Below are 18010 nucleotides of genomic sequence, written 5' to 3' on the forward strand. Positions count from 1 at the left end.
TGTCAGGCGGCTTCGTCGTGCGGGGTGAGGCCGATGGTCAGGTCGGCGCCGAGAGCCTGAGCCAGGCGGCGCAGGAGGGGAAGCGTGGGCACGGTCCCGCCGCCTTCGAAGCGGGAGATTTGCGGCTGCTTCATTCCGCACCGCTCGGCCAGCTCGGTCTGGGACAACCCGAGCTCGATGCGCCGGTCGTGGACGAGTTGCCCGAGCTCACGGGCGAGCGCGGAAGGCGGGTCCTGCATGGTTCCTCCCCGCCTCAGGCCGCGGGGGCGACGATAGTGACGGTGGGCTCGTCTCCGCCGGCGAGGTGCATGTCCACCGTGAGGTCCAGTGCGCGGGCCAGGCGCATGATGACCGCGATGGGCGGCAGCTCGGTGGCCGTCTCGATGCCTTCGATATCATCGACGCCGACGTGCATGCGCTCGGCGAGGTCGATCTCGCTCAGGCCCAGCTGCTTACGCCGGTTGTAGACGGCCTTGCCCAACGTCATGGCGAGGCCGGCCTCTTCGTAGACCCGGTCGTACTCGGGGTCAGCGTCCAGGTGTTCGCCCAGCAGCTGGCGGTGGCGACGGGTCCTCCATTCGCTGTGGTTCACCGGCTCTCCTTGAGGTCGCGGCTGTAGAGGTCGTGCTCGGCGGCGGCTTCATGCTCTGCCTCGCACAGTCGCTGTGCGGCGTGGGCGCGGTCCACTTCGGCCTGCTCGCGCATCTTGGTCTTGCGGAACACGGTGAGCAGTACGACACGTCGGCCGGGCGCCAGCCAGTAGGTAATCCGCTGATGGGCATCGCCCAGGCGGAAGCGCAGCTCGCGGAGCTTCCCGCCCAGGTGGCGGGAGTGCGGTTCATCGAGCGTGGTGGGCTGCTCGGCCAGCAGGTCGGCAACGCGTTCGGCCTGCTTGTAGTGCTGGGAGGGGATGTTCTCCAGCCACAACCGCACCTCCGGCTCGATCTCGATCGAGTAGCACCCACCGCCCATAGCGTCGATGATATATGGCACAGGGTGTGAGAGCGCAACTTCGTAGGTCGGGTCGTGTGCCGTTGCCGCGATCGCAGCCACTCCAGTGTGGCACGCCCCAAGGGTCCGCCTCCTCCCGGCAAAGACAACAGGACTCTCCGAGAAGTGCCCGCACGCCAAGCCTGACGCCACGCGGAGGACCGACACCCGAGTGTCGCCGGTCCGGCTGGGCGCCACCGGCAGCGCGAGCGCCTACAGGCCCCCGCCGAGGATTTGGGCGAGTGTCGCCGCCCGCTCCGCCATCCCCAGTTTCCACGGCGTCCCGTCCTCCTCGGCGATTTCCCGCCACAGTGCCGCGGTAGCCGCCCCGAACTCCCCGAGCACTTTCGGGTCGGCATAACGCCACGACGGGAAGCGCCCGGCGAAGGCGACAGCCGCCTCGACCGGGTGGCCTGCGTCCATAAGCCGCAGCGCCAGCGCGCCCGGGTCAATCCACGCCGCACCTCGCGTCGGCCACGCCCAGTCGATAAGCCGCGCGCGGTCATCGACAATCAGGACGTTGTCCGGTGCGAAGTCGGTGTGCAGCAGCGCGTCGCCGTCGAAGTGATGCAAGGTGCCCAGCGGCGCGTAGTCCGCCCACCGGTCCACAGCGTCCTTGATCTCGATGCCGGACGGGGTCTTGACGCTTTGCAACTCGGTGAGCGCCGCTTCCACGAGCGGCAGGTCCGGCGATCCGGGCGCGTAGTCGGCGTGCCGGCCGCCGACGACCTCGTATCCGAGGAGGCTCCAGCCGTCGAGCTCCAGGTGCCAGTACAGGCGCGGGCATGACGTCGGAAGGTGCGGGGCCACTGCCGCCTCGCGGCGCTGTGCGGCGACTTGCGGGTGGTCAGCAGGGATGCCCTTGACGAAGACGCTGCCGCTCTCGGTCTCCAGGATGGAGGCGATTCCGGAGTTCATGCCGCCCGGCGCGGTCACCGCCTGGTGCACGGCGCCGGTCTTGTCGCCGACGGCCTGGCGGACGTCGGCGGGAAGCTGCTCGAAGGGAATACGGGACATGGACACGCGCTCTGCCTCGGGATGGTCGGGGATAGGGAATGCCGCCCCGGCCAGACTACGGCCGGGGCGGCATTCAAGGGATGAGAGCAGGCGGCATGGAGGCCACCCGCGGTGTCGCCCTAGTACGGCTGGTCGTCACCGGCCGAGCAGCTGCACTCGGCCCCCTCGGCGGCTTCGTCCAGGTCGGCGATGAACTGAACCTCGTCGTCCTTGATCGCGGCGCCGGTCAGCGGCACCGGCAGGACGCCGGTCGATCCGGCCGCCGGACGGCGGCCGATGGTGACCGCCACCGGTTGACACGGCGGGGCCAGGGTTGTGGTGGGTGGAGTCATGATCCGTAGCCTCCATGCTGGCAGTAGAGATCTCTTCTGTCCCCCGCCTCCTGGTAGAGCTTGGCCAGCGGACGACACGTGCGACACGTGCCCGCGATCGTGCAGCCAGAGCATCCACCGGTGCGGAGCTGTAGGGACTCGGCGATCACGCCGAGTCGGGGGAGAGCGGCGACGCCCTCGGTGACGAGGTTCACGCTTGGATCGCGGCCAACCTTGCAGATCGAAGCGATGCCATGTGGGTTGACGTGGAAGAACGTGTGACCAGCGTTGCAACCGGTAAAGACGCGCCGAGCTTTGATGTGACTTTCAGCCTGCGTCGCCAACGGGTTCGCCTCGCCGTCGATCGTCGGCGACATGTTCGTGAACACCTGGTGCGGGAAGCCGTAGCTCTGGCACAGGGCCACCATCTCGCTGACCTCGTGGGCGTTGTCGTCGGAGACGATCACGTTCAGCCGGACCGGGAGCTGGTCCTCGCGAGCGACGTCGAGGCCCTGCACGAAGCGGCCGAACGCGCCGCGGTTCCGCGTGACCTTTTCGTACGTCTCGGCGGTCGCGCCGTACACGCTGAGCGTCAGCCGGTACGGACGGTGCCGGGTGAACAGGTCCCGGATCGGCCGCTTCCGCAGCGACGACCCGTTCGACGAGACCTGAACCATCATTCCGAGGCGGTGGGCGTATTCGTACGCCGCGCCGAACTCGCGGTCGATCAGCGCCTCCCCGCCGGTGATCTGCAACCAGAGGACTCCGGCGTCGCGCAGCACCTCCAAGAGCTGCTTCTTGCCGTCCCAGTTCAGGCCTTCGAACCGCTTCTCGCCGAGGTAGCAGAACTCGCAGTCGTAGTCGCAGCCGAGGTTGATCTCCCATGAGGCCTTGCCGTACCCGTACTGGGACCGCTCGCGGACCAGGACGACGTCACCGACCGGCACCGAGGGCAGCGCGACGCCCCACGCCTTCGACGCCGCGTCAACCATCCAGGCCGGTACGGGCCGCTCCTCGGCGCCAGCGGTGCGCAACTCCTCGTAGCGGACCTCGGGGATCCGCACGCCGGTTGCCCGGCCGGGCCGCAGGAGGAGGTATTGGGCGAGGAACGGGCTGGCAACGAGCCGCACACCCTTTGGTTCCTGTTCTCTGCTGATGCTCGTCGTTGCGGTCATGGGCGCCTCCACGGGTAGAAACGTGCGACGGAATGGCCAAACTGGTTTGTGGGCGGCAATCAGGGCTGCGAGGCGTCGTATGCACGAGCGCATACGACGCCTCGCAGCGTCGGAACACGCCGGTGATTCATGCCTTTTCCGTGAGTCGCTACCTGGGCTTGATGCCGAGGTACAAGGCGCCGAGCAGCGCCGTGAGGGTCACGACGTAGAGCACCTGCCGTGTACGTTCACTCACTGGATTCGCCCTCCGCGCTCAGCTCGGCCCACACGCGTTTCCCCCAGGCAAGCGGGTCAACGCCCCACCGGCCGCCGCTCAGCGCTGCCACGATCCCCAGTCCCCGCCCGGACTCCTCAGTCGAACTCGCACACCGAATCTGCGGGCGCACCTTCGACAGGTCCACGACGGCGATACGGATTCGGTCGTCGCTCAGCCGCGTCACCGTTACCCGCACCGTGTCCCGCCGAGCGTGCAGAACCGCGTTCGTCAGCAACTCGCTGACGACGATCTCAGCGGCGTCCCGTACGGCGTGAATGCCCCAGACATTCGTGGCCAGGTGCACAAGGCGCCGCGCGTCGCGTGCGGCTTCCGGAGCCCTCAGCAATGTCTCGGTGTAGGCGGGTAGCGCAGGAGTAAAGGGCGCGGTCTCAGTCATCGTGGCGCCCCTTCGACTGGCTGCGGAGGTCTCGGCCGAGAGCGGCCAGAGCGGCGACGCGCTGCGGAGGGCACAGCAGCGCAGGGCCGACGAGAGGGGACACCCACCAGGGAGCACCCTGGACCGTAGGCGCGGTGACCACTGGCGCCGGCACCATGAGTAGTGCACGCTGCGGGAGCGTCACCACTCCCGGCAGAGGCTCCCGCCGTAGGGCGACATCGGCAGGGAGTAGCGCCGTGTACGAGCCTTCGCGCCGGAAGCCGGTTGAGCTGAAGAACAGGGGGCCGGACTCCAGCACCGGGGCGAGGGACTGCATACAGTCCTCCGGGCTGTCAAAGCCAACAGCCACGTGGAGGACGCCGGCCGGAATCGTCACGGCCGCGAACAGGAGACCGGGCCGCAGCCAAGCAGCGCCGGTTGATGGGATCTCGTTCACGCCGGTGTCTCCATCCACTCGGGGAGAAGATCGGCGAGCGCCGCGCAGAGTGTGCCCGCGTCCGTGAGCCCGATTGTTCCCCGCCACGGCGGTACGAGCCAGTACGTCCCGGGCGGTGTTCGGCGGTGCGCAGGTGGCAGGTCGAGGCTCTGTCTGACGACCAGGGCCGTGCGGGCCGGGGATGGCGGCCAGTCGGCCGTGGCACCGGCCGCGACGAAGAAGTAGACCCCGGGATCCTCTGGGTCCACCGCCACCGCGCCGGGAACGGTCAGCCAGGTGAGCGCCTTGAGGCCGTAGTACCGACCGACGCGAACTGCCTCCCAACTCGGGGCTGCGACGGTCGTTCGGGATTCCGAAAAGACGCCGCCCAGCGGCTCTCTCGTCACCTTGGGCCTCATTTCGTCGGCGACTGCGATGGAGGGAAGCTATTCCGCATCCGGGCCGACGACCCGAACTGAGAGTTCGGAAGAACTCTCAGTTCGGGGTGTTCACACGATGCCGATCCGTTCGGCGAGCTTGGACACCTGCCTTCGGTAGGTAGGGCGCACGCGGTGGAGCAGCCCGGCCACCATGTCGACGGCTGGGGCACTCCGGGCCATGTCCTCGCCACTCAACTCTTCGAGGTCCAGGAGATGCACGAAGACCGCAGCGTCATCGCGCCGGAGGTCGTAGCATCGGGCGAGTTCGAGCGTGAATGTGAACTGCCGTTCCCGGCTGGGAAGCCGGGAGATGTCGACCTCGTCGGCCAGGCGCAGTCCTTCAGCGCTCTCGCCGGCCAGCATCTCGATACTGAGGGCATGCAGGTGGATGTTCGTCGGGCCGAAGACGGTCCACATGGTGTTGGAGTCGCCGACTCTCTTCCCGAGCGGGGCGGCCGTCTGAAGTCTCTGCCGAGCGTCCCACCACTTGTTGTTCTTCGCCTCGGCAACAACGCGGACCAGCTCCAGGGCCCCCTTCATCGCGGCAGCGTCCTGGCTTTCCCCGGGGACACCGAGTCCTTTGATCGCGACGCGCGCGACCTCCTCAGCCTCTTGCGCGCCTCCGACCTGAGAAAGGAGACAGTGCCCGAGGTTCCAGTGCGCCGCAGCGATTCGGATCGGATCGTCGGCATCTTCCGCAGCCCTGAGGGCGCGGTCCGCCACCATCAGGGACAGGTCGAGCCGACCCGACCTGCGGCAGTAGGACCGCAGCAGGCCGTACAGGTCGGCCGCTACGCGGAGGAGGTCCCGCCGGGCCACGGAGTCGCTCGATCCGCGATGCGCTCGGATGGACTGCTCCACATCCTCGATGAGGGCTGGGAGTACACGCTCGATCTCGCTAAACCGCTCGGGGCTGGTCTGCCAGATCCGCCACGCGTCTTCGACACGGTCTCGAAGCTTTGTCGGCCCAGCAACCGGGCGCGCACGGGTCGGCGTGTGCCCGAGGAGAGCCCGGGCGACGTCCGGAGAAGTCGTCAGCGAGATCGGGTCCTTGGGGGGTGGCTCGTCGGACAGGAGTGCCGCCACGGGCACGTCGAGCTCGGCAGCGATCCGGGTCAGCAGTTTGGGAGAGGGTGTCCTCTTCCCGTTTTCGATCATCGACAGATACCGCTCGGAGACCTCGCACAGACCCGCGACGGCCGCCAGCGATCGGTTACCGTGCCTTCTGCGGTAGTGCCTAATCCGTGCCCCGATGGGCAGCTTTAATTCCACTGTCTGTCCTCCCGTACGACGAGCGTAGGGCGGACTTCCCCTGAGGCGGGGGCTTTCGCCACTGTCGTGAACCATCGTGATCAACCTTCAGGGAGGGACAACGTGCCTCATCTGGTTCTGTGGGACATCGACCACACACTCATCGAATCGCGTGGCGTGGGCCGAGAGTTGTCCGCAGCCGCGTTCGAGCAGGTGACTGGTCAGCCCATGCGGGATCAGGCGACGATCGATGGCATCACAGAGGCAGTCATCTTCCGTGAGACCGCGAAGCTGCACGGTCTCGCAACGGATCGGGCGGACTTCGAGCGATTCGCCCAAGCCCTGAGCGAGCACCACGTCCTGCAGGCTCGGAGACTCCGGGAGCGCGGGACAGCCCTTCCCGGCGCCGCCGCAACCCTCGACGCTCTGGCCGCAGCACACGTGCGCCAGACTGTGGTGACGGGCAACGTCCGCGCGGTCGCAGAACTCAAGCTGGACATCTTCGGGCTGGCCACCCACATCGACTGGAAGGTCGGCGCATACGGCGAGGATGCCGACCTGCGGCCTGCCCTCGTCGATCTCGCGCTCACCCGCTCAGCGATCACAGCGGCGGACGCGGTACTGGTCGGCGACACACCCGCAGATATTGATGGAGGACACGCGAACGGCGTGCGGGTCATCGCCGTGGCGACCGGTCGAAGCTCCGCCGTCGAGCTGCGTGAGGCGGGCGCCGACGTCGTTCTTGACGACCTGACCGACACCGATCTGTTGCGCAGGCTGGTCTTCGACCGGAGCTGAGTTGCGTTCGGCGTGAACGCGCCGGCAGCGGCGGCCCAGCAGCGCCGCCCGTGCCGCTCAGCGGGCCACCGGGCCCGGGCGGGGACGCCCGTCCGGATCGTCGGCCGCCTCTGGTGCACGCCCCGCGTCCGGCGGCGGTGGCCGGTCGTCGGAGGCCTCGACGGGCCTCGCCGCGGCCGCCCGGGCGCGCGGCGCCGGGTCGAGGTCCGGCGCGAGGTCCCCCGAGGCCGCGACCCCCGCGGGCAGCAGCCTGCGCGGCCCGCCCAGCAGGTACGTGAGACCGAACCCGGCCGCGACCACCGTCGCGCCGCCCACCGCGTCCAGGACCCAGTGGTTCGCCGTGGTGATGATCGCGGACACCGTGAACAGCGGGTCAAGCAGCGCCAACAGCTTCATCCACACCTTCGGCGCGAGCACCACCACCGTGACGCCGCACCACAGCGACCAGCCGAAGTGCAGCGACGGCATGGCGGCGTACTGGTTGGTGACCGCCGTCATCGCCCCGTAGCTCGGGTGCGCCAGGTCCTGCGGGCCGTGCACGGTGTCGATGAAGCCGAGGCCCGGCATCAGGCGCGGCGGCGCGAGCGGGAAGAACCAGAAGCCGACCAGGGCGAGCACCGTGGCGAAGGACAGCGAGGAGCGCGCCCACCGGTAGTCGGCCGGGCTGCGCCAGTACAGCACGGCCAGGATCGCCAGCGGGAACGCGAAGTGGAACGTCTCGTAGTAGAAGTCGAGGAAGGCGCGCAACCATCCGACCTGCACGAGCGCGTGGTTCGCCCAGTGCTCGATGCCGATGTGGAGGAAGCGTTCCAGGGAGTGCACGGCCCGCCCGTGCGCCTCGGCGGTCGCCGGGTCGGCGGAGGCGGCGAGCCTGATGTGCGAGTAGGCGGAGTAGCCGACGCGGATGACGAGCAGCTCAAGCACGAGGTTCGGCCGGCCCCTCAGCCGCCGCCACACGGGCGCGGCGAGCGGGACGCGGCTCAGGCGCGCCGGTACGGGCTGCGCGTAATCGGTCGGCACGGGTCTGTCGAAGCACGGCGACGTGCGCCCGAGGAAGGGCACCACGCACGCGGCCGCCAGCGCGGCGAGCAGCGGCACGTTGTCCCGTACGGGCGCGACGAAGGCCATGTTCGGCAGCAGGACGGTGCCGGGCAGCGTCATCACGAGAACGACGACGACGGGCCACACCAGCCGGTCCTTGGCTCGCGTGCCGACGCGGCCCGCGAGCGCGAGCAGGATCCACATCAGCTGGTACTGCCACGCCGTCGGCGACACGGCGACCGCGACGCAGCCCGTCACGGCCACCGCGAGCAGCAACTGCCCGTCCTTCGCGTACCGCACGGCACGCCGCAGGCCGATGCACACCACGGCGGCCGCCAGCACGGCGGCGAGCACCGTACCCAGGGTGCCGTGCGCGCCGAAGCGCAGCAGCGCGCCGTGCAGGGACTGGTTCGCGAGTCCTGACGCGGACTCGCCGAGGCCGATCCCGGCGAGGTGGTGCACCCAGTACGTCCGCGAGTCCGCGGGCAGCACGGCCCAGGCGAGCGCCGAGCAGCCGACGAAGGTCGCCACGGACGTGACGGCCGCCTTCCTGCGCCCGGTCAGCCACAGCAGCGGCGCGAACAGCAGGACGGCGGGCTGCAGCGCGGCCCCGAGCCCGACGAGGAGCCCGGCGCCGCGCTCGCCACGCGCTGCGAAGCAGCCGAGCAGGACCAGCAGGACGGGGATGATGCTGGTCTGCCCCAGGTGGAAGCTGTTGCGCACGGGCAGCGAGAGCATCAGCAGGCTGATCGCGACGGGCGCGGCGGGCACCCGCGTACGGCCCGGCATGGCGCGCGCGGCGAGCACGCCGACCGCGACGACGAGCAGGAGCGTCCCGAACGTCCAGGCGACGCCGAGCGACTGCTCCGCCGAGCGCGTCAGAGGCTTGAGCACGACCCCGGAGAACGGCGTGCCGGTGAAGGTCGAGCCATGGTCGTAGAGGGAACCCCGCACGTGCAGGAGGCCGGTCGGGCCCGTCCACGTCGCCAGGTCGGTGAGGCGGCTGCCCGGCGGCTTGCCGAGCACGGCGGCGACTTGGCGCGCCGCGAGCACGGCGGCCACCAGCCACAGCAGCGCCCGCGCGGCGGCGGGCCCACCGCTCACCCCTCTCGGCGCCGTACCGCCCCGGACACTGCCCTCCGCGTTCGCCACGTCCCGACGACCTCCCAATCCCGTCCGAAACCGCCACGGATGCGGCCCTTGGAGCAAGAGCCTGGCACCTCCGGGGGTGAAATGTTCAGGCAACCCACTCTTCGGCCGGCTGTCACCCCCATTTCGCCGCGAAAGGCAGGGATCGGCCGGGGGTCGACCGGGGTGACGCGGGACGTGGCGCAGCCGCGCGGTGCGCTCTGCGGTGCCGTCCGCGTGTCCGGAAACGAGATCGCGCCACGGGCTCCCGACGATCAGGATGCGGAACCGGATGTGGATCCGGATCAGGAGGTGGATCATGACGTCGCCGCACGCCCGCGCCTGGTCCGTGCGCCCCGAGCACGCCGGCACGCGCGACGCCGCACGGCTGCGCCGCGCCTACTACGCGGAGGTCGCCGGGCGCTACTGGGGCAGGCCCGCCACCGAGGCCGAGGTGGACGCGGGCATCGCGGACGACGCGGCCCTGGAACTCGCCCCGCCGTGCGGCCGGTTCGTCGTCGGGAGGTACGGCGGGGAGGCGGCGGCCTGCGGAGGCGTGCGCCTGCTCGACGCGTGCAGGGCGGAGCTGACCCGGGTCTACGTGAGCCCGGCAGCGCGCTCCACCGGCGGTGGTGCGGCGGTGCTCGCCGCGCTGGAGACGGCCGCCGCCGCGCTGGGTGCGTCACGGCTGGTACTCGACACCCGCCTCGACCTGATCGAGGCGCGAGGACTGTACGTGAAGCACGGCTTCCGGGAGATTGCGGCGTACAGCTCCGGCCCGTACTCGGAGATCTGGTACGGGAAGGACATCGGGCCCCGGTAGAAATACCCGCCGTTTGCCCCCATGAGGCCCCAGGGGCTGGATAATCTGGGGCAGTTCACAAAGGGGAGGGGTTCCACGGTGACGGTGAACGGGCGGTTCTGCCGTGCGTGCGGTACGCCGCGCGTGCCGGGCGGCGGTGCGGGCTGCTCGTGCGCCCCGTACGCCGAGCATGCGGCGTCCGCGTCTACCGAGGCGTCCGGCGCCGAGGACTTCCACCCGCTGCACATACGCCCGTACGTGACGCTCGACGAGCACGAGCGGCCCGCCGCTCCCCCGCGTACGGCCGGTCCGCTGCCGCCGCTGGCGCGTGTGCTTCCCCCGCCGCCCGGGCCGATGCCGCCGCACGCGCCCGACCGTGCGGACGCGGGCAGGGCCGCGCACAGGCCCATGAAGGCCGTCGCTCTGGGCGTGACCGCCGCGGCCGTGCTCGGCACGGCGGCGTTCGCGTCCGGCATGTTCTCGGGCGGCGGATCCGGCGAGGCCCTCGCCGACGCTACGCACGCGGGGCTGCCCGACACCGCGCTCCCGGACGGTGCGACGGCCGCTCCCGACCACCCCTCGGGCCACCCCGCGCAGGCGGGCACGTCGTCCCGCACGTCCGCCACGGCCAAGAACATCGCGGCGGGGCACAGCGCATCATCGGGCGCCCAGCACGGCGCCGACCGCTCGGCGGGCCGGACGGCAGGCACTGACGCGGGCGCCTCCCTCGCCTACGGCGACAGCGGCGCGCGCGTGGCGGCGCTCCAGCGGCGCCTGGCGGCGATGTACCTGTACCACGGTGCGCAGGACGGCGAATACGGCCGGTCCGTGGCCGCTTCGGTCCGCATCTACCAGATGTACCGGCACGTCAAGGGCGATCAGCCGGGCGTGTACGGGCCGAACACGCGGCGCGCGCTTGAGTCGGAGCAGACGCCGCGGCAGGGGACCCATGGCGCCCGCGGGACCGGCACGCAGCAGACCCGGCGGACCCAGCAGACGCAGCACTCCTGGCAGCACTCGCGCTCCGGCCAGGAGACGCGGCGGCAGTCGCGGCAGGAGTCCGGAACCTACCCGTCGGACGGCCGTTACGGCGCGCAGAGCCCCTACGGCACGGACTCCGGCACGTATGCGGGCAGCGGCAGCACGGGAGACCACTTCGACGGGTACGGCGGGACGCGCTACCGCTGACGCGGCCCGCACGTGGCGCGTATCACACGCCGCCCACCTGCGCGGACGCTCGTTCCCCGGCGTTCACCCCCCGGTGGTGGCGCGCCACGGCCTCTGGTTTGTACTGTGGGGGAACAAAGTGGTTCCGCCCGTACTCCCTGACCGGCGGGCGGGGCCGCTTGTGTCCTACGCCCCCACCTGGAGTCGCGCACATGCAGGCCACCGCCCCCGAAACCGTCCTCACCTGCCGGGCCGTACTGCTCGACATGGACGGGACCCTGGTCAACTCCGACGCGGTGGTGGAGCGCGTCTGGCGCGAGTGGGCCGTCCGGCACGGGCTCGACGGCGACGCGATCATGGGCGTCGTCCACGGCAGGCAGGGGTACGCCACGATGGCGGCGCTGCTGCCCGACCGGCCGATGGAGGACAATTGCGCCGAGAACGAGCGGATGCTGGCGCAGGAGACCGCGGACACGGAGGGCGTCGTCCCGGTGCCCGGCGCCCCCGCCTTCCTCGCGGAGCTCGTCGCGGCCGCTCTGCCGCACGCACTCGTCACCTCGGCCGATGTGGCGCTCGCCGAGGCCAGGATGGGCGCGGCGGACCTGCCCATGCCGATGACGCGCGTCACCGCCGAGGACGTCAGCGCGAGCAAGCCGGACCCCGAGGGGTTCGTGAAGGGCGCGGCGGGCCTGGGCTTCGCGCCGGAGGACTGCGTGGCCTTCGAGGACTCCGAGGCGGGCATCGCCGCGGCGCGTGCGGCGGGCATGCGGGTGGTGGGCGTCGGGCCGCGCGCGGCCGCGATGGCCCCCACGGCGCACGTGCGCGACCTGACGCAGGTGACGGTGGAGCGCGACGCGGCAACGGCGGGCATCACCCTGCGCATCGCGCCCTGAGCGAGCCCGCGCGCAAGCCGCCCCGCCGCGGCGCCCCGTCAGCCCGCGATCGCCTCGTAGAGGCTGAACCCGGCGAGTGCGATCATCACGAGCGCGGCGATCTTGGTGATCAGCTTCAGCGGGACGTACTTCATCAGCGTCCTGCCGCCGAGGATGCCGAGCGCGCCGACCGCCCACAGGGCGAGGACGGCGCCGATGCCGACCGAGAACGGGTCGTCGTAGCGCGCCGCCAGGTTGGCGGTCATGATCTGCGTGAGGTCGCCGAACTCCGCGACGAGGATGAGCGTGAAGCCCGCGCCCGCGACGCGCCAGAAGGACTGGTCGGAGGGCGCCTTGACCTCCTCGTCCTCCTCCTCGTCCTTCTTGAACAGGAGGATCGCGGCCCCGGCGAGGAACAGCACGCCGACCACCCCCTGCACGAGCCGGTGCGGCAGCAGGGTCAGCACGCTGCCCGCCGCGATGGCGAGCGCGACGTGGACGGCGAAGGCGGCGGCCACGCCCGCGAACACGTACGAGGCGCGGTAGCGCGTCCCCAGCATCAGGCCGGCGAGAGCGGTCTTGTCCGGCAGCTCGGCGAGGAAGATCACGCCGAAGACGATTGCCATGACGGTGAAGCTGAACACTGGTCGTTGTCCTCAATCGGTCGGGCGCGCCGTACCGGGAGGGTGACCGTACGAGGGGACGGACCGCTTCGGCACGGCAGCGTCGTCGGGGCCACCGGCGTCCTGCGCCGGCGGCGTGCACCACGGATCACTGCGGCCGAAGGTCTCGCTGGCGGGCCGTGGACACGGCCGCCTCCGGGCGCCGGCCGGGTCGGGACGGATCCCGGGCCCGGCAGTATGTCGACGTTCCGGCGAAGAGCTACTCCCCTTCTGCTGCCCCCAGCCTACGTCACGGGCCGTCTCGCCATCCAGGGCCCTTGGGCCTCGGGCGTCCCGGGTGTCCCGCGCGTCCCGGGCGTCCCGGATCGCGTCGCCCCTCTTGTTTTGACGTGAACCTGACCCCAAGCTGTCATCCGGCGCATGCGCGGCGGACACCCCACCCCGCCACGCTCGCCCCGTAGTCGACCCCTCGCGCCCGTCGCCGTAAGGACAAGTGCCGTCGTTCTACGCGCGTCACGCGGGGGCCGTCCGCAGTGTTTCCACCCACTCAGGAGAGCGAGACCCCCATGCGTTCCCTCCCCCGAACACCCCGAATACCCCGGATGCTCCGGACAGTCCGGACGCCCGTCGCCGTCGCGTCCGCGTTCGCCGTGGCCGGCAGCGGGCTCCTCCTCGGCGTGAGCGCCGGAACGGCCCAGGCGGCCGCCGGCACCGCCCGGGCGGCCGGCTGCTCGCAGGCGTACCTGCCGCTGCCCGACCCGTCGTGCACCCCCGGCGTGTACAACCCCGACGTCACCCAGTCGACGATCGACTCGACGATCTGCGTCTCCGGCTGGACGGCGACCGTCCGCCCGCCCACGTCCTACACCAACCCGCTGAAGGTGCAGGGCATCGCGGACTACGGCTACGCGAACACCTCCACCTCCGCCTACGAGGAGGACCACTTCATCCCGCTGGAGCTCGGCGGCTCCCCGCGCGACCCCGGGAACCTGTGGCCGGAGCCGTACTCGGGTACGAAGACGGCCAGGAGCAAGGACGGCGTCGAGACGAAGCTCAAGAACGCGGTGTGCGACGGGCGGATCACCCTGTCCGCCGCCCGCAGCGCCATGAAGAACAACTGGACCACGGCTCTCAGCGTCACCGGCATCGGCTGACCGCGGTTACCCTGCCGGGTCCGCGTACGCCCATCCCGTGATGCGCTCGACGTCGATCACGATGACCGGTCCTTCCGGCCGGTGCGCCGCGTACTGCGGGTACTTGGCCACCAGCCGGTCCACCGCCTCGGTGCGCTCGGCCTCTCTGTCGCGTCCTGTCCGCCCGGCGCCGGTTTCCCGCACGGCGCCGGCGGCCAGGACGCGCGCCGTGCCGTCGGCCCGCACCCACCACAGCCGCGTCCAGTCGTCGCTGTACTCGTCGGCCAACACGCACACGCGCGGCTCGGCCTCGATGTTGCGCAGGCGCCTGAGGTCGCTGGTCCGCTTGGGCTTGTGGTCGACGGCGATGGCGAGCCGGCCGCCGCCGTAGAAGGCGAACGTGGCGGGCACCTGGTGGGGCGCGCCGCCGGCATCCACGGTGGCGAGCCTGAGCACCCGGGCGGCGCCGAGCCGCCGCCTCGCCTCGTCCTCGGTCAGTCGCACGGTCCATTCGTACCGCGCCGGGGGCCGCCTCGCGTGTCGCGACCCGGTTTCCGTAGCGTACGGGCGGACATGAGGAGGGGTGACGCATGACCGAGCTTCGGCTGGGCCCCGTGCTGCGGCACGTCGCGTGGGACGGATCGGGAACGGCGACCGTGTGGGTGGAGGCGGACGGCGCCTGCACCGCCGAAGTCCGTTGCGCGGACGGGGCGTCGGGGTCCGCGCCGACGTTCGAGGTGGCCGGGCACCACTACGCGCTCGTACTGGTCGAGGGGCTGACGCCCGGCACGTCGACGACGTACGAGGTGCGTCTTGACGGGCACGGCGTCTGGCCGCGGGCGCCGCACGGCGGCGCGGGCGGACGGCCCGCGCCGGACGGCCCGGTGTTCCCCCCGAGCGCGATACGCACGCCCGCGCGGGACGCCGGCGGTGCGCGCGTCGCGTTCGGCTCCTGCCGGTGGGCGAGACCCGCCAAGGAGGGTCACGACCCCGTCGGCCCCGACGCCCTCGACACGCTGGCGCTGCGGCTCGCGGCGGCGGACGAGTCGGACCGGCCCGACCTGCTCTTCCTCGCGGGCGACCAGGTGTACGCGGACGAGACGTCGAAGGAGACGCAGCGGTGGCTGGCGTCCCGGCGCGACCTCCGGCGCCCGCCGGGCACGCAGGTGGCCGACTACGAGGAGTACACCCACCTCTATGACGAGTCGTGGGGCGACCCCGAGGTGCGGTGGCTACTCTCCACCGTGCCGAGCTGCATGATCTTCGACGACCACGACGTCGTGGACGACTGGAACACCAGCGGTTCCTGGCTGGACGAGATGCGCGCCACCGACTGGTGGGAGGAGCGGATCGTCAGCGGGCTGATGTCGTACTGGGTCTACCAGCACCTCGGCAACCTCTCGCCCGGAGAGTTGGGCCGCGACGAGCTGTACGCGGCGGTGCGGGAGGGCGAGGACGCGACGGCGGCGCTGCGGGAGTTCGCGGCGCGTGCCGACCGCGACCGTGCGGCGACCCGCTGGAGCTACCGCCGCGACTTGGGCCGCACGCGCCTGCTGGTGGTCGACTCGCGCGCGGCGCGCGTACTGGCGGAGGACGGGCGCAAGATGGTCGACGAGGAGGAGGCGCGCTGGGTGCGCGAGCAGGCGCTCGACGCGCCTGGCTCGTACGACCACCTGCTGCTCGGCACGTCGCTGCCGTGGCTGCTGCCGCCGATGATCCACGACCTGGAGAGCTGGGACTCGGTGCTGTGCGGCGGTGGGCGCGGACCGCGCTGGGCGCGGATCGGCGAGCGGCTGCGCCGCACGGCCGACCTGGAGCACTGGGCGGCGTTCCCGCGCTCGTTCGGCGAACTCGCGGACCTGGTCGCGGAGGTGGGCAGTGGGCCCGAGGCCCCTGCGACGGTGTGTGTGCTGTCGGGGGACGTGCACCACGCCTATATCGCTCAGGCGGCGTGGCCGCGCGAGCGGCCGGGGGGCGAGGTCGGCTCGCGGGTGGTGCAGCTGACGTGCTCGCCCGTGCACAACTCCGTGCCGGGCTATATGAAGTTCACGTTCCGAATGGGCTGGAGCGGCCTCGGCAGAGGGCTTGGCCGGTTGCTGCGGCTGCACGGGCGCCTGGGGCACACGCAGGTGGCGTGGGACAGGACGGGCGGCCCGTGGTTCGGCAACCAGCTGATGACACTGACCCTGGACGGCCGCCGCGCCGATCTGCGCCTCGATCAGTCCCGCGCGGCCCGGGACGGGACCGCGAGCCTGGTGACGGTGGACGAGCGGACGCTGACGAGCTGACCGTCCCGTGGCAGGCGCCGCTTTTCGGACGAGCGTGCGCCGCGGCACAAAGCGGCCACGAACACCGCAGAACGCCGGGCACCGCGGTAAGGGCATGTCCATGACCCACCAGCGCGTCCGCATAGCGCACCCCGGCCCGACCCGAATCGTTCGTGCGAAGACATCGAACTCGTACGGCCGGATTTCCCCGCCGGGCACGCACGAGGAGACTCCACAGGTCCATACCAACTGGTCTCGACCGACCGAAGGAGTCACCCCCACATGTTCGGACGACTCGATCGGACACAGCCCTACGTCCTCGGCCTGTTCAGAATCATCATCGGCGCGCTTTTCACCTGCCACGGAGTGGCGACGCTCTTCGGCGTGCTGGGCAAGCACGCCGCGACGGCCGGGGACTGGCCCGGCTGGTACGCGGCCGTCATCCAGCTCGCCTGCGGCGCGCTCGTCATGCTGGGTCTCACCACGCGGCCCGCTGCCCTCCTCAGCTCCGGATCCATGGCGTTCGCGTACTTCACCGTCCACCAGGAGCACGGCCTGCTGCCGATCCAGAACGGCGGCGAGGCCCCGGTGTTCTTCTGCTGGGCCTTCCTGCTGATCGCCTTCGCGGGCCCGGGAGCGCTCGCCTCGCACCGGCTGTTCACGAGCGGACGTGACGGCGCGGCGACCACGCCGCCCGACGGCCCATCCGGCGTGGTCGCACCCCGGGGACCGCGTGAGAGCGACCCGGTCGCGCCCTGAGCCGGCCCCTGTGCGGCCGCGACCCCGCCACGCGCGGGCGCGGCCGCACACGTTGCGTACGCCTTCCGGCACCATGTGCGACCCGTACCGGCCCTGGCGACCCCGGGTGAGCCGCGTATGACCGGCGGGTGACCACCGGAGGTATCGAAGTGGACAACATCACGCACGCCGCCTGAACCCGCCACAGGCCTCGGGCGTACGCTGTATAGCCGGTGGGCCGCTCCTGCCGCCCTTGCGACACCCGCGGCGACGAGACGGGATCGGGGAAGTAGGGCACGTGCTGGAGAGTCTTGGGCCGCTGGCGAGCAGCCCGTGGATCTATGCCGTCGTGGCGCTCTCCGTACTCCTCGACGTCTTCGTGCCGGTCCTGCCGAGTGGTGTGATCGTGGTGACGGCGGCGACCGCGACCGCCGCCGGGTCCACCAGCATGGCGCAGGCCGCGGACAAGGTGTCGCACCTGACGCGCCTGGCGCACGAGCTGCCCTCCCTGCTCCTCCTCGGCCTCTGCGCCACCACCGCGTCCGTGCTCGGCGACCTCGTCGCCTTCCGCCTCGCGAGAAGCGGCAGCACGAGGCTGTCCGCCGCCCTGGGCCGCTCCAGGCGGCTGACCAGGGCGCACGAGAGTCTCGGCAGGGCACTGGCGGCGGGCGGCGGCCTCCTGGTCGTGATCGCGCGCTTCGCTCCGGCCGGGCGGTCGGTGATGTCGTTCGGCGCGGGCACCTCGCAGCGCAGGACGAAGGAGTTCCTGCCGTGGTCGGCGCTGGCCGGCGCCGCCTGGGCCGTCTACAGCGTGGGGCTCGGGTACTTCGGCGGGCAGTGGCTCGGCGCGAGCTGGTTCGGCACGTTCCTGTCAGTGCTGGCGCTGTTCGGCGCGGGCGCGGTCGCCGCGTACGTGGTCCGCCGCCGCCCGGCCGCCGCCGTCGCGGCCGCCGCCGCACCCGCCCCGCTCGCCACCGGCGTACGCGTCATCGGCTGCGACCTGCCCCCGGCCATGTCCCGGTCCGTGCACCGGGCCGGCGTCCCGGCCCAGGCCACGGCCCCCGACGAACAGCCCCGCCCGATGCGGGCCGCGTAGGAGCGCCGGGTCCCGGGAACTGCCGCGCGCGAGCGCCCTGCCACGGCCTGCTGCCGCTCTACGCGTCCCTACGCTGTCGGCCACGACGGCGCG

20 protein-coding genes are annotated in these 18010 nt (G+C 71.4%); 8 read left to right on the forward strand and 12 right to left on the reverse strand.

The window, feature by feature from the left end; translation table 11 throughout:
* Positions 1-2 precede the first annotated feature (2 nt).
* The 9 genes from IH48_RS0127185 to IH48_RS0127235 form a co-directional block, all read right to left on the reverse strand.
* A complete protein-coding gene (locus IH48_RS0127185) occupies positions 3-239 on the reverse strand; it encodes a helix-turn-helix domain-containing protein (RefSeq protein WP_030910121.1) in 237 nt (78 codons plus the stop codon).
* A gap of 14 nt (positions 240-253) precedes the next feature.
* A complete protein-coding gene (locus IH48_RS0127190; protein ID WP_030910124.1) occupies positions 254-592 on the reverse strand; it encodes a helix-turn-helix domain-containing protein in 339 nt (112 codons plus the stop codon).
* Positions 589-972 carry a type II toxin-antitoxin system RelE/ParE family toxin gene (locus tag IH48_RS0127195; RefSeq protein ID WP_030910127.1) on the reverse strand — a complete coding sequence of 128 codons (384 nt, stop codon included), beginning with the start codon at positions 970-972 and terminating at the stop codon, positions 589-591. The genes IH48_RS0127190 and IH48_RS0127195 overlap by 4 nt, the downstream gene beginning before the upstream one ends.
* 231 nt (positions 973-1203) lie before the next feature.
* On the reverse strand, positions 1204-2007 hold the full coding sequence (locus IH48_RS0127200) for an aminoglycoside phosphotransferase (RefSeq protein ID WP_234434397.1): 804 nt from the start codon (positions 2005-2007) through the stop codon (positions 1204-1206).
* Positions 2008-2126: 119 nt separating this feature from the next.
* Positions 2127-2339, reverse strand: a complete 213-nt coding sequence (locus IH48_RS0127205) for a hypothetical protein (RefSeq protein ID WP_030910132.1) — start codon at positions 2337-2339, stop codon at positions 2127-2129.
* Complete coding sequence (locus tag IH48_RS0127210; RefSeq protein ID WP_051840649.1) at positions 2336-3493, reverse strand: radical SAM protein; 1158 nt, start codon at positions 3491-3493, stop codon at positions 2336-2338. The genes IH48_RS0127205 and IH48_RS0127210 overlap by 4 nt, the downstream gene beginning before the upstream one ends.
* Before the next feature lie 227 nt (positions 3494-3720).
* Entirely contained in the window at positions 3721-4146 is a 426-nt protein-coding gene (locus tag IH48_RS0127220) for an ATP-binding protein (RefSeq protein ID WP_030910137.1), read from the reverse strand.
* A 432-nt stretch (positions 4147-4578) separates the two neighbouring features.
* Positions 4579-4968, reverse strand: a complete 390-nt coding sequence (locus IH48_RS0127230) for a hypothetical protein (protein WP_051840651.1) — start codon at positions 4966-4968, stop codon at positions 4579-4581.
* 102 nt (positions 4969-5070) lie between these two features.
* Positions 5071-6273, reverse strand: coding sequence for a helix-turn-helix domain-containing protein (locus IH48_RS0127235; RefSeq protein WP_030910146.1), 1203 nt, complete (start codon positions 6271-6273; stop codon positions 5071-5073).
* A 102-nt stretch (positions 6274-6375) separates the two neighbouring features.
* Between IH48_RS0127235 and IH48_RS0127240 the strand changes: the two genes are divergently transcribed.
* A complete protein-coding gene (locus tag IH48_RS0127240) occupies positions 6376-7050 on the forward strand; it encodes an HAD family hydrolase (protein WP_030910148.1) in 675 nt (224 codons plus the stop codon).
* A 57-nt stretch (positions 7051-7107) separates the two neighbouring features.
* Here the strand turns inward: IH48_RS0127240 and IH48_RS0127245 are convergent, their stop codons facing one another.
* Positions 7108-9195: a bifunctional glycosyltransferase 87/phosphatase PAP2 family protein gene (locus tag IH48_RS0127245; protein WP_234434398.1), complete on the reverse strand. Its 2088-nt coding sequence runs from the start codon at positions 9193-9195 to the stop codon at positions 7108-7110.
* A gap of 343 nt (positions 9196-9538) precedes the next feature.
* Between IH48_RS0127245 and IH48_RS0127250 the strand changes: the two genes are divergently transcribed.
* The 3 genes from IH48_RS0127250 (at position 9539) to IH48_RS0127260 (ending at position 12081) form a co-directional block, all read left to right on the forward strand.
* Positions 9539-10042 carry a GNAT family N-acetyltransferase gene (locus IH48_RS0127250; RefSeq protein ID WP_030910154.1) on the forward strand — a complete coding sequence of 168 codons (504 nt, stop codon included), beginning with the start codon at positions 9539-9541 and terminating at the stop codon, positions 10040-10042.
* Between the two features lie 78 nt (positions 10043-10120).
* Complete coding sequence (locus IH48_RS34550) at positions 10121-11209, forward strand: peptidoglycan-binding domain-containing protein (protein WP_051840656.1); 1089 nt, start codon at positions 10121-10123, stop codon at positions 11207-11209.
* Between the two features lie 191 nt (positions 11210-11400).
* Complete coding sequence (locus IH48_RS0127260) at positions 11401-12081, forward strand: HAD-IA family hydrolase (RefSeq protein WP_030910159.1); 681 nt, start codon at positions 11401-11403, stop codon at positions 12079-12081.
* A gap of 38 nt (positions 12082-12119) precedes the next feature.
* Here IH48_RS0127260 and IH48_RS0127265 read toward each other — a convergent pair whose 3' ends face one another.
* On the reverse strand, positions 12120-12704 hold the full coding sequence (locus IH48_RS0127265; RefSeq protein ID WP_030910162.1) for a TMEM165/GDT1 family protein: 585 nt from the start codon (positions 12702-12704) through the stop codon (positions 12120-12122).
* A 581-nt stretch (positions 12705-13285) separates the two neighbouring features.
* Between IH48_RS0127265 and IH48_RS0127270 the strand changes: the two genes are divergently transcribed.
* On the forward strand, positions 13286-13837 hold the full coding sequence (locus IH48_RS0127270; RefSeq protein WP_030910165.1) for a hypothetical protein: 552 nt from the start codon (positions 13286-13288) through the stop codon (positions 13835-13837).
* 6 nt (positions 13838-13843) lie between these two features.
* Here the strand turns inward: IH48_RS0127270 and IH48_RS0127275 are convergent, their stop codons facing one another.
* Entirely contained in the window at positions 13844-14320 is a 477-nt protein-coding gene (locus IH48_RS0127275) for a TIGR03668 family PPOX class F420-dependent oxidoreductase (protein WP_030910168.1), read from the reverse strand.
* A gap of 86 nt (positions 14321-14406) precedes the next feature.
* Here IH48_RS0127275 and IH48_RS0127280 point away from each other — a divergent pair, with 86 nt between their 5' ends.
* From IH48_RS0127280 to IH48_RS0127290, 3 genes are all read left to right on the forward strand, one after another.
* Positions 14407-16104, forward strand: a complete 1698-nt coding sequence (locus IH48_RS0127280) for an alkaline phosphatase D family protein (protein WP_030910171.1) — start codon at positions 14407-14409, stop codon at positions 16102-16104.
* Between the two features lie 261 nt (positions 16105-16365).
* Positions 16366-16842: a DoxX family protein gene (locus IH48_RS0127285; protein ID WP_078850069.1), complete on the forward strand. Its 477-nt coding sequence runs from the start codon at positions 16366-16368 to the stop codon at positions 16840-16842.
* Positions 16843-17119: 277 nt separating this feature from the next.
* The gene (locus tag IH48_RS0127290) at positions 17120-17917 is read left to right on the forward strand and encodes a DedA family protein (protein ID WP_078850070.1); all 798 of its coding nucleotides are present in this window, start codon (positions 17120-17122) and stop codon (positions 17915-17917) included.
* Positions 17918-18010 lie beyond the last annotated feature (93 nt).

Source organism: Streptomyces sp. NRRL F-5126, assembly GCF_000721265.1.
In the GTDB taxonomy this organism is placed as follows: Bacteria; Actinomycetota; Actinomycetes; order Streptomycetales; family Streptomycetaceae; genus Streptomyces.

Excerpts from the sequence above, each read along its gene's own strand:
- IH48_RS0127185 (WP_030910121.1), bottom strand. The coding sequence starts at position 239 with ATGCAGGACCCGCCTTCCGCGCTCGCCCGTGAGCTCGGGCAACTCGTC.
- IH48_RS0127195 (WP_030910127.1), bottom strand. The coding sequence starts at position 972 with ATGGGCGGTGGGTGCTACTCGATCGAGATCGAGCCGGAGGTGCGGTTG.
- IH48_RS0127200 (WP_234434397.1), bottom strand. The coding sequence starts at position 2,007 with ATGTCCCGTATTCCCTTCGAGCAGCTTCCCGCCGACGTCCGCCAGGCC.
- IH48_RS0127205 (WP_030910132.1), bottom strand. The coding sequence starts at position 2,339 with ATGACTCCACCCACCACAACCCTGGCCCCGCCGTGTCAACCGGTGGCG.
- IH48_RS0127210 (WP_051840649.1), bottom strand. The coding sequence starts at position 3,493 with ATGACCGCAACGACGAGCATCAGCAGAGAACAGGAACCAAAGGGTGTG.
- IH48_RS0127220 (WP_030910137.1), bottom strand. The coding sequence starts at position 4,146 with ATGACTGAGACCGCGCCCTTTACTCCTGCGCTACCCGCCTACACCGAG.
- IH48_RS0127250 (WP_030910154.1), top strand. The coding sequence starts at position 9,539 with ATGACGTCGCCGCACGCCCGCGCCTGGTCCGTGCGCCCCGAGCACGCC.
- IH48_RS0127260 (WP_030910159.1), top strand. The coding sequence starts at position 11,401 with ATGCAGGCCACCGCCCCCGAAACCGTCCTCACCTGCCGGGCCGTACTG.
- IH48_RS0127270 (WP_030910165.1), top strand. The coding sequence starts at position 13,286 with ATGCTCCGGACAGTCCGGACGCCCGTCGCCGTCGCGTCCGCGTTCGCC.
- IH48_RS0127280 (WP_030910171.1), top strand. The coding sequence starts at position 14,407 with ATGACCGAGCTTCGGCTGGGCCCCGTGCTGCGGCACGTCGCGTGGGAC.
- IH48_RS0127285 (WP_078850069.1), top strand. The coding sequence starts at position 16,366 with ATGTTCGGACGACTCGATCGGACACAGCCCTACGTCCTCGGCCTGTTC.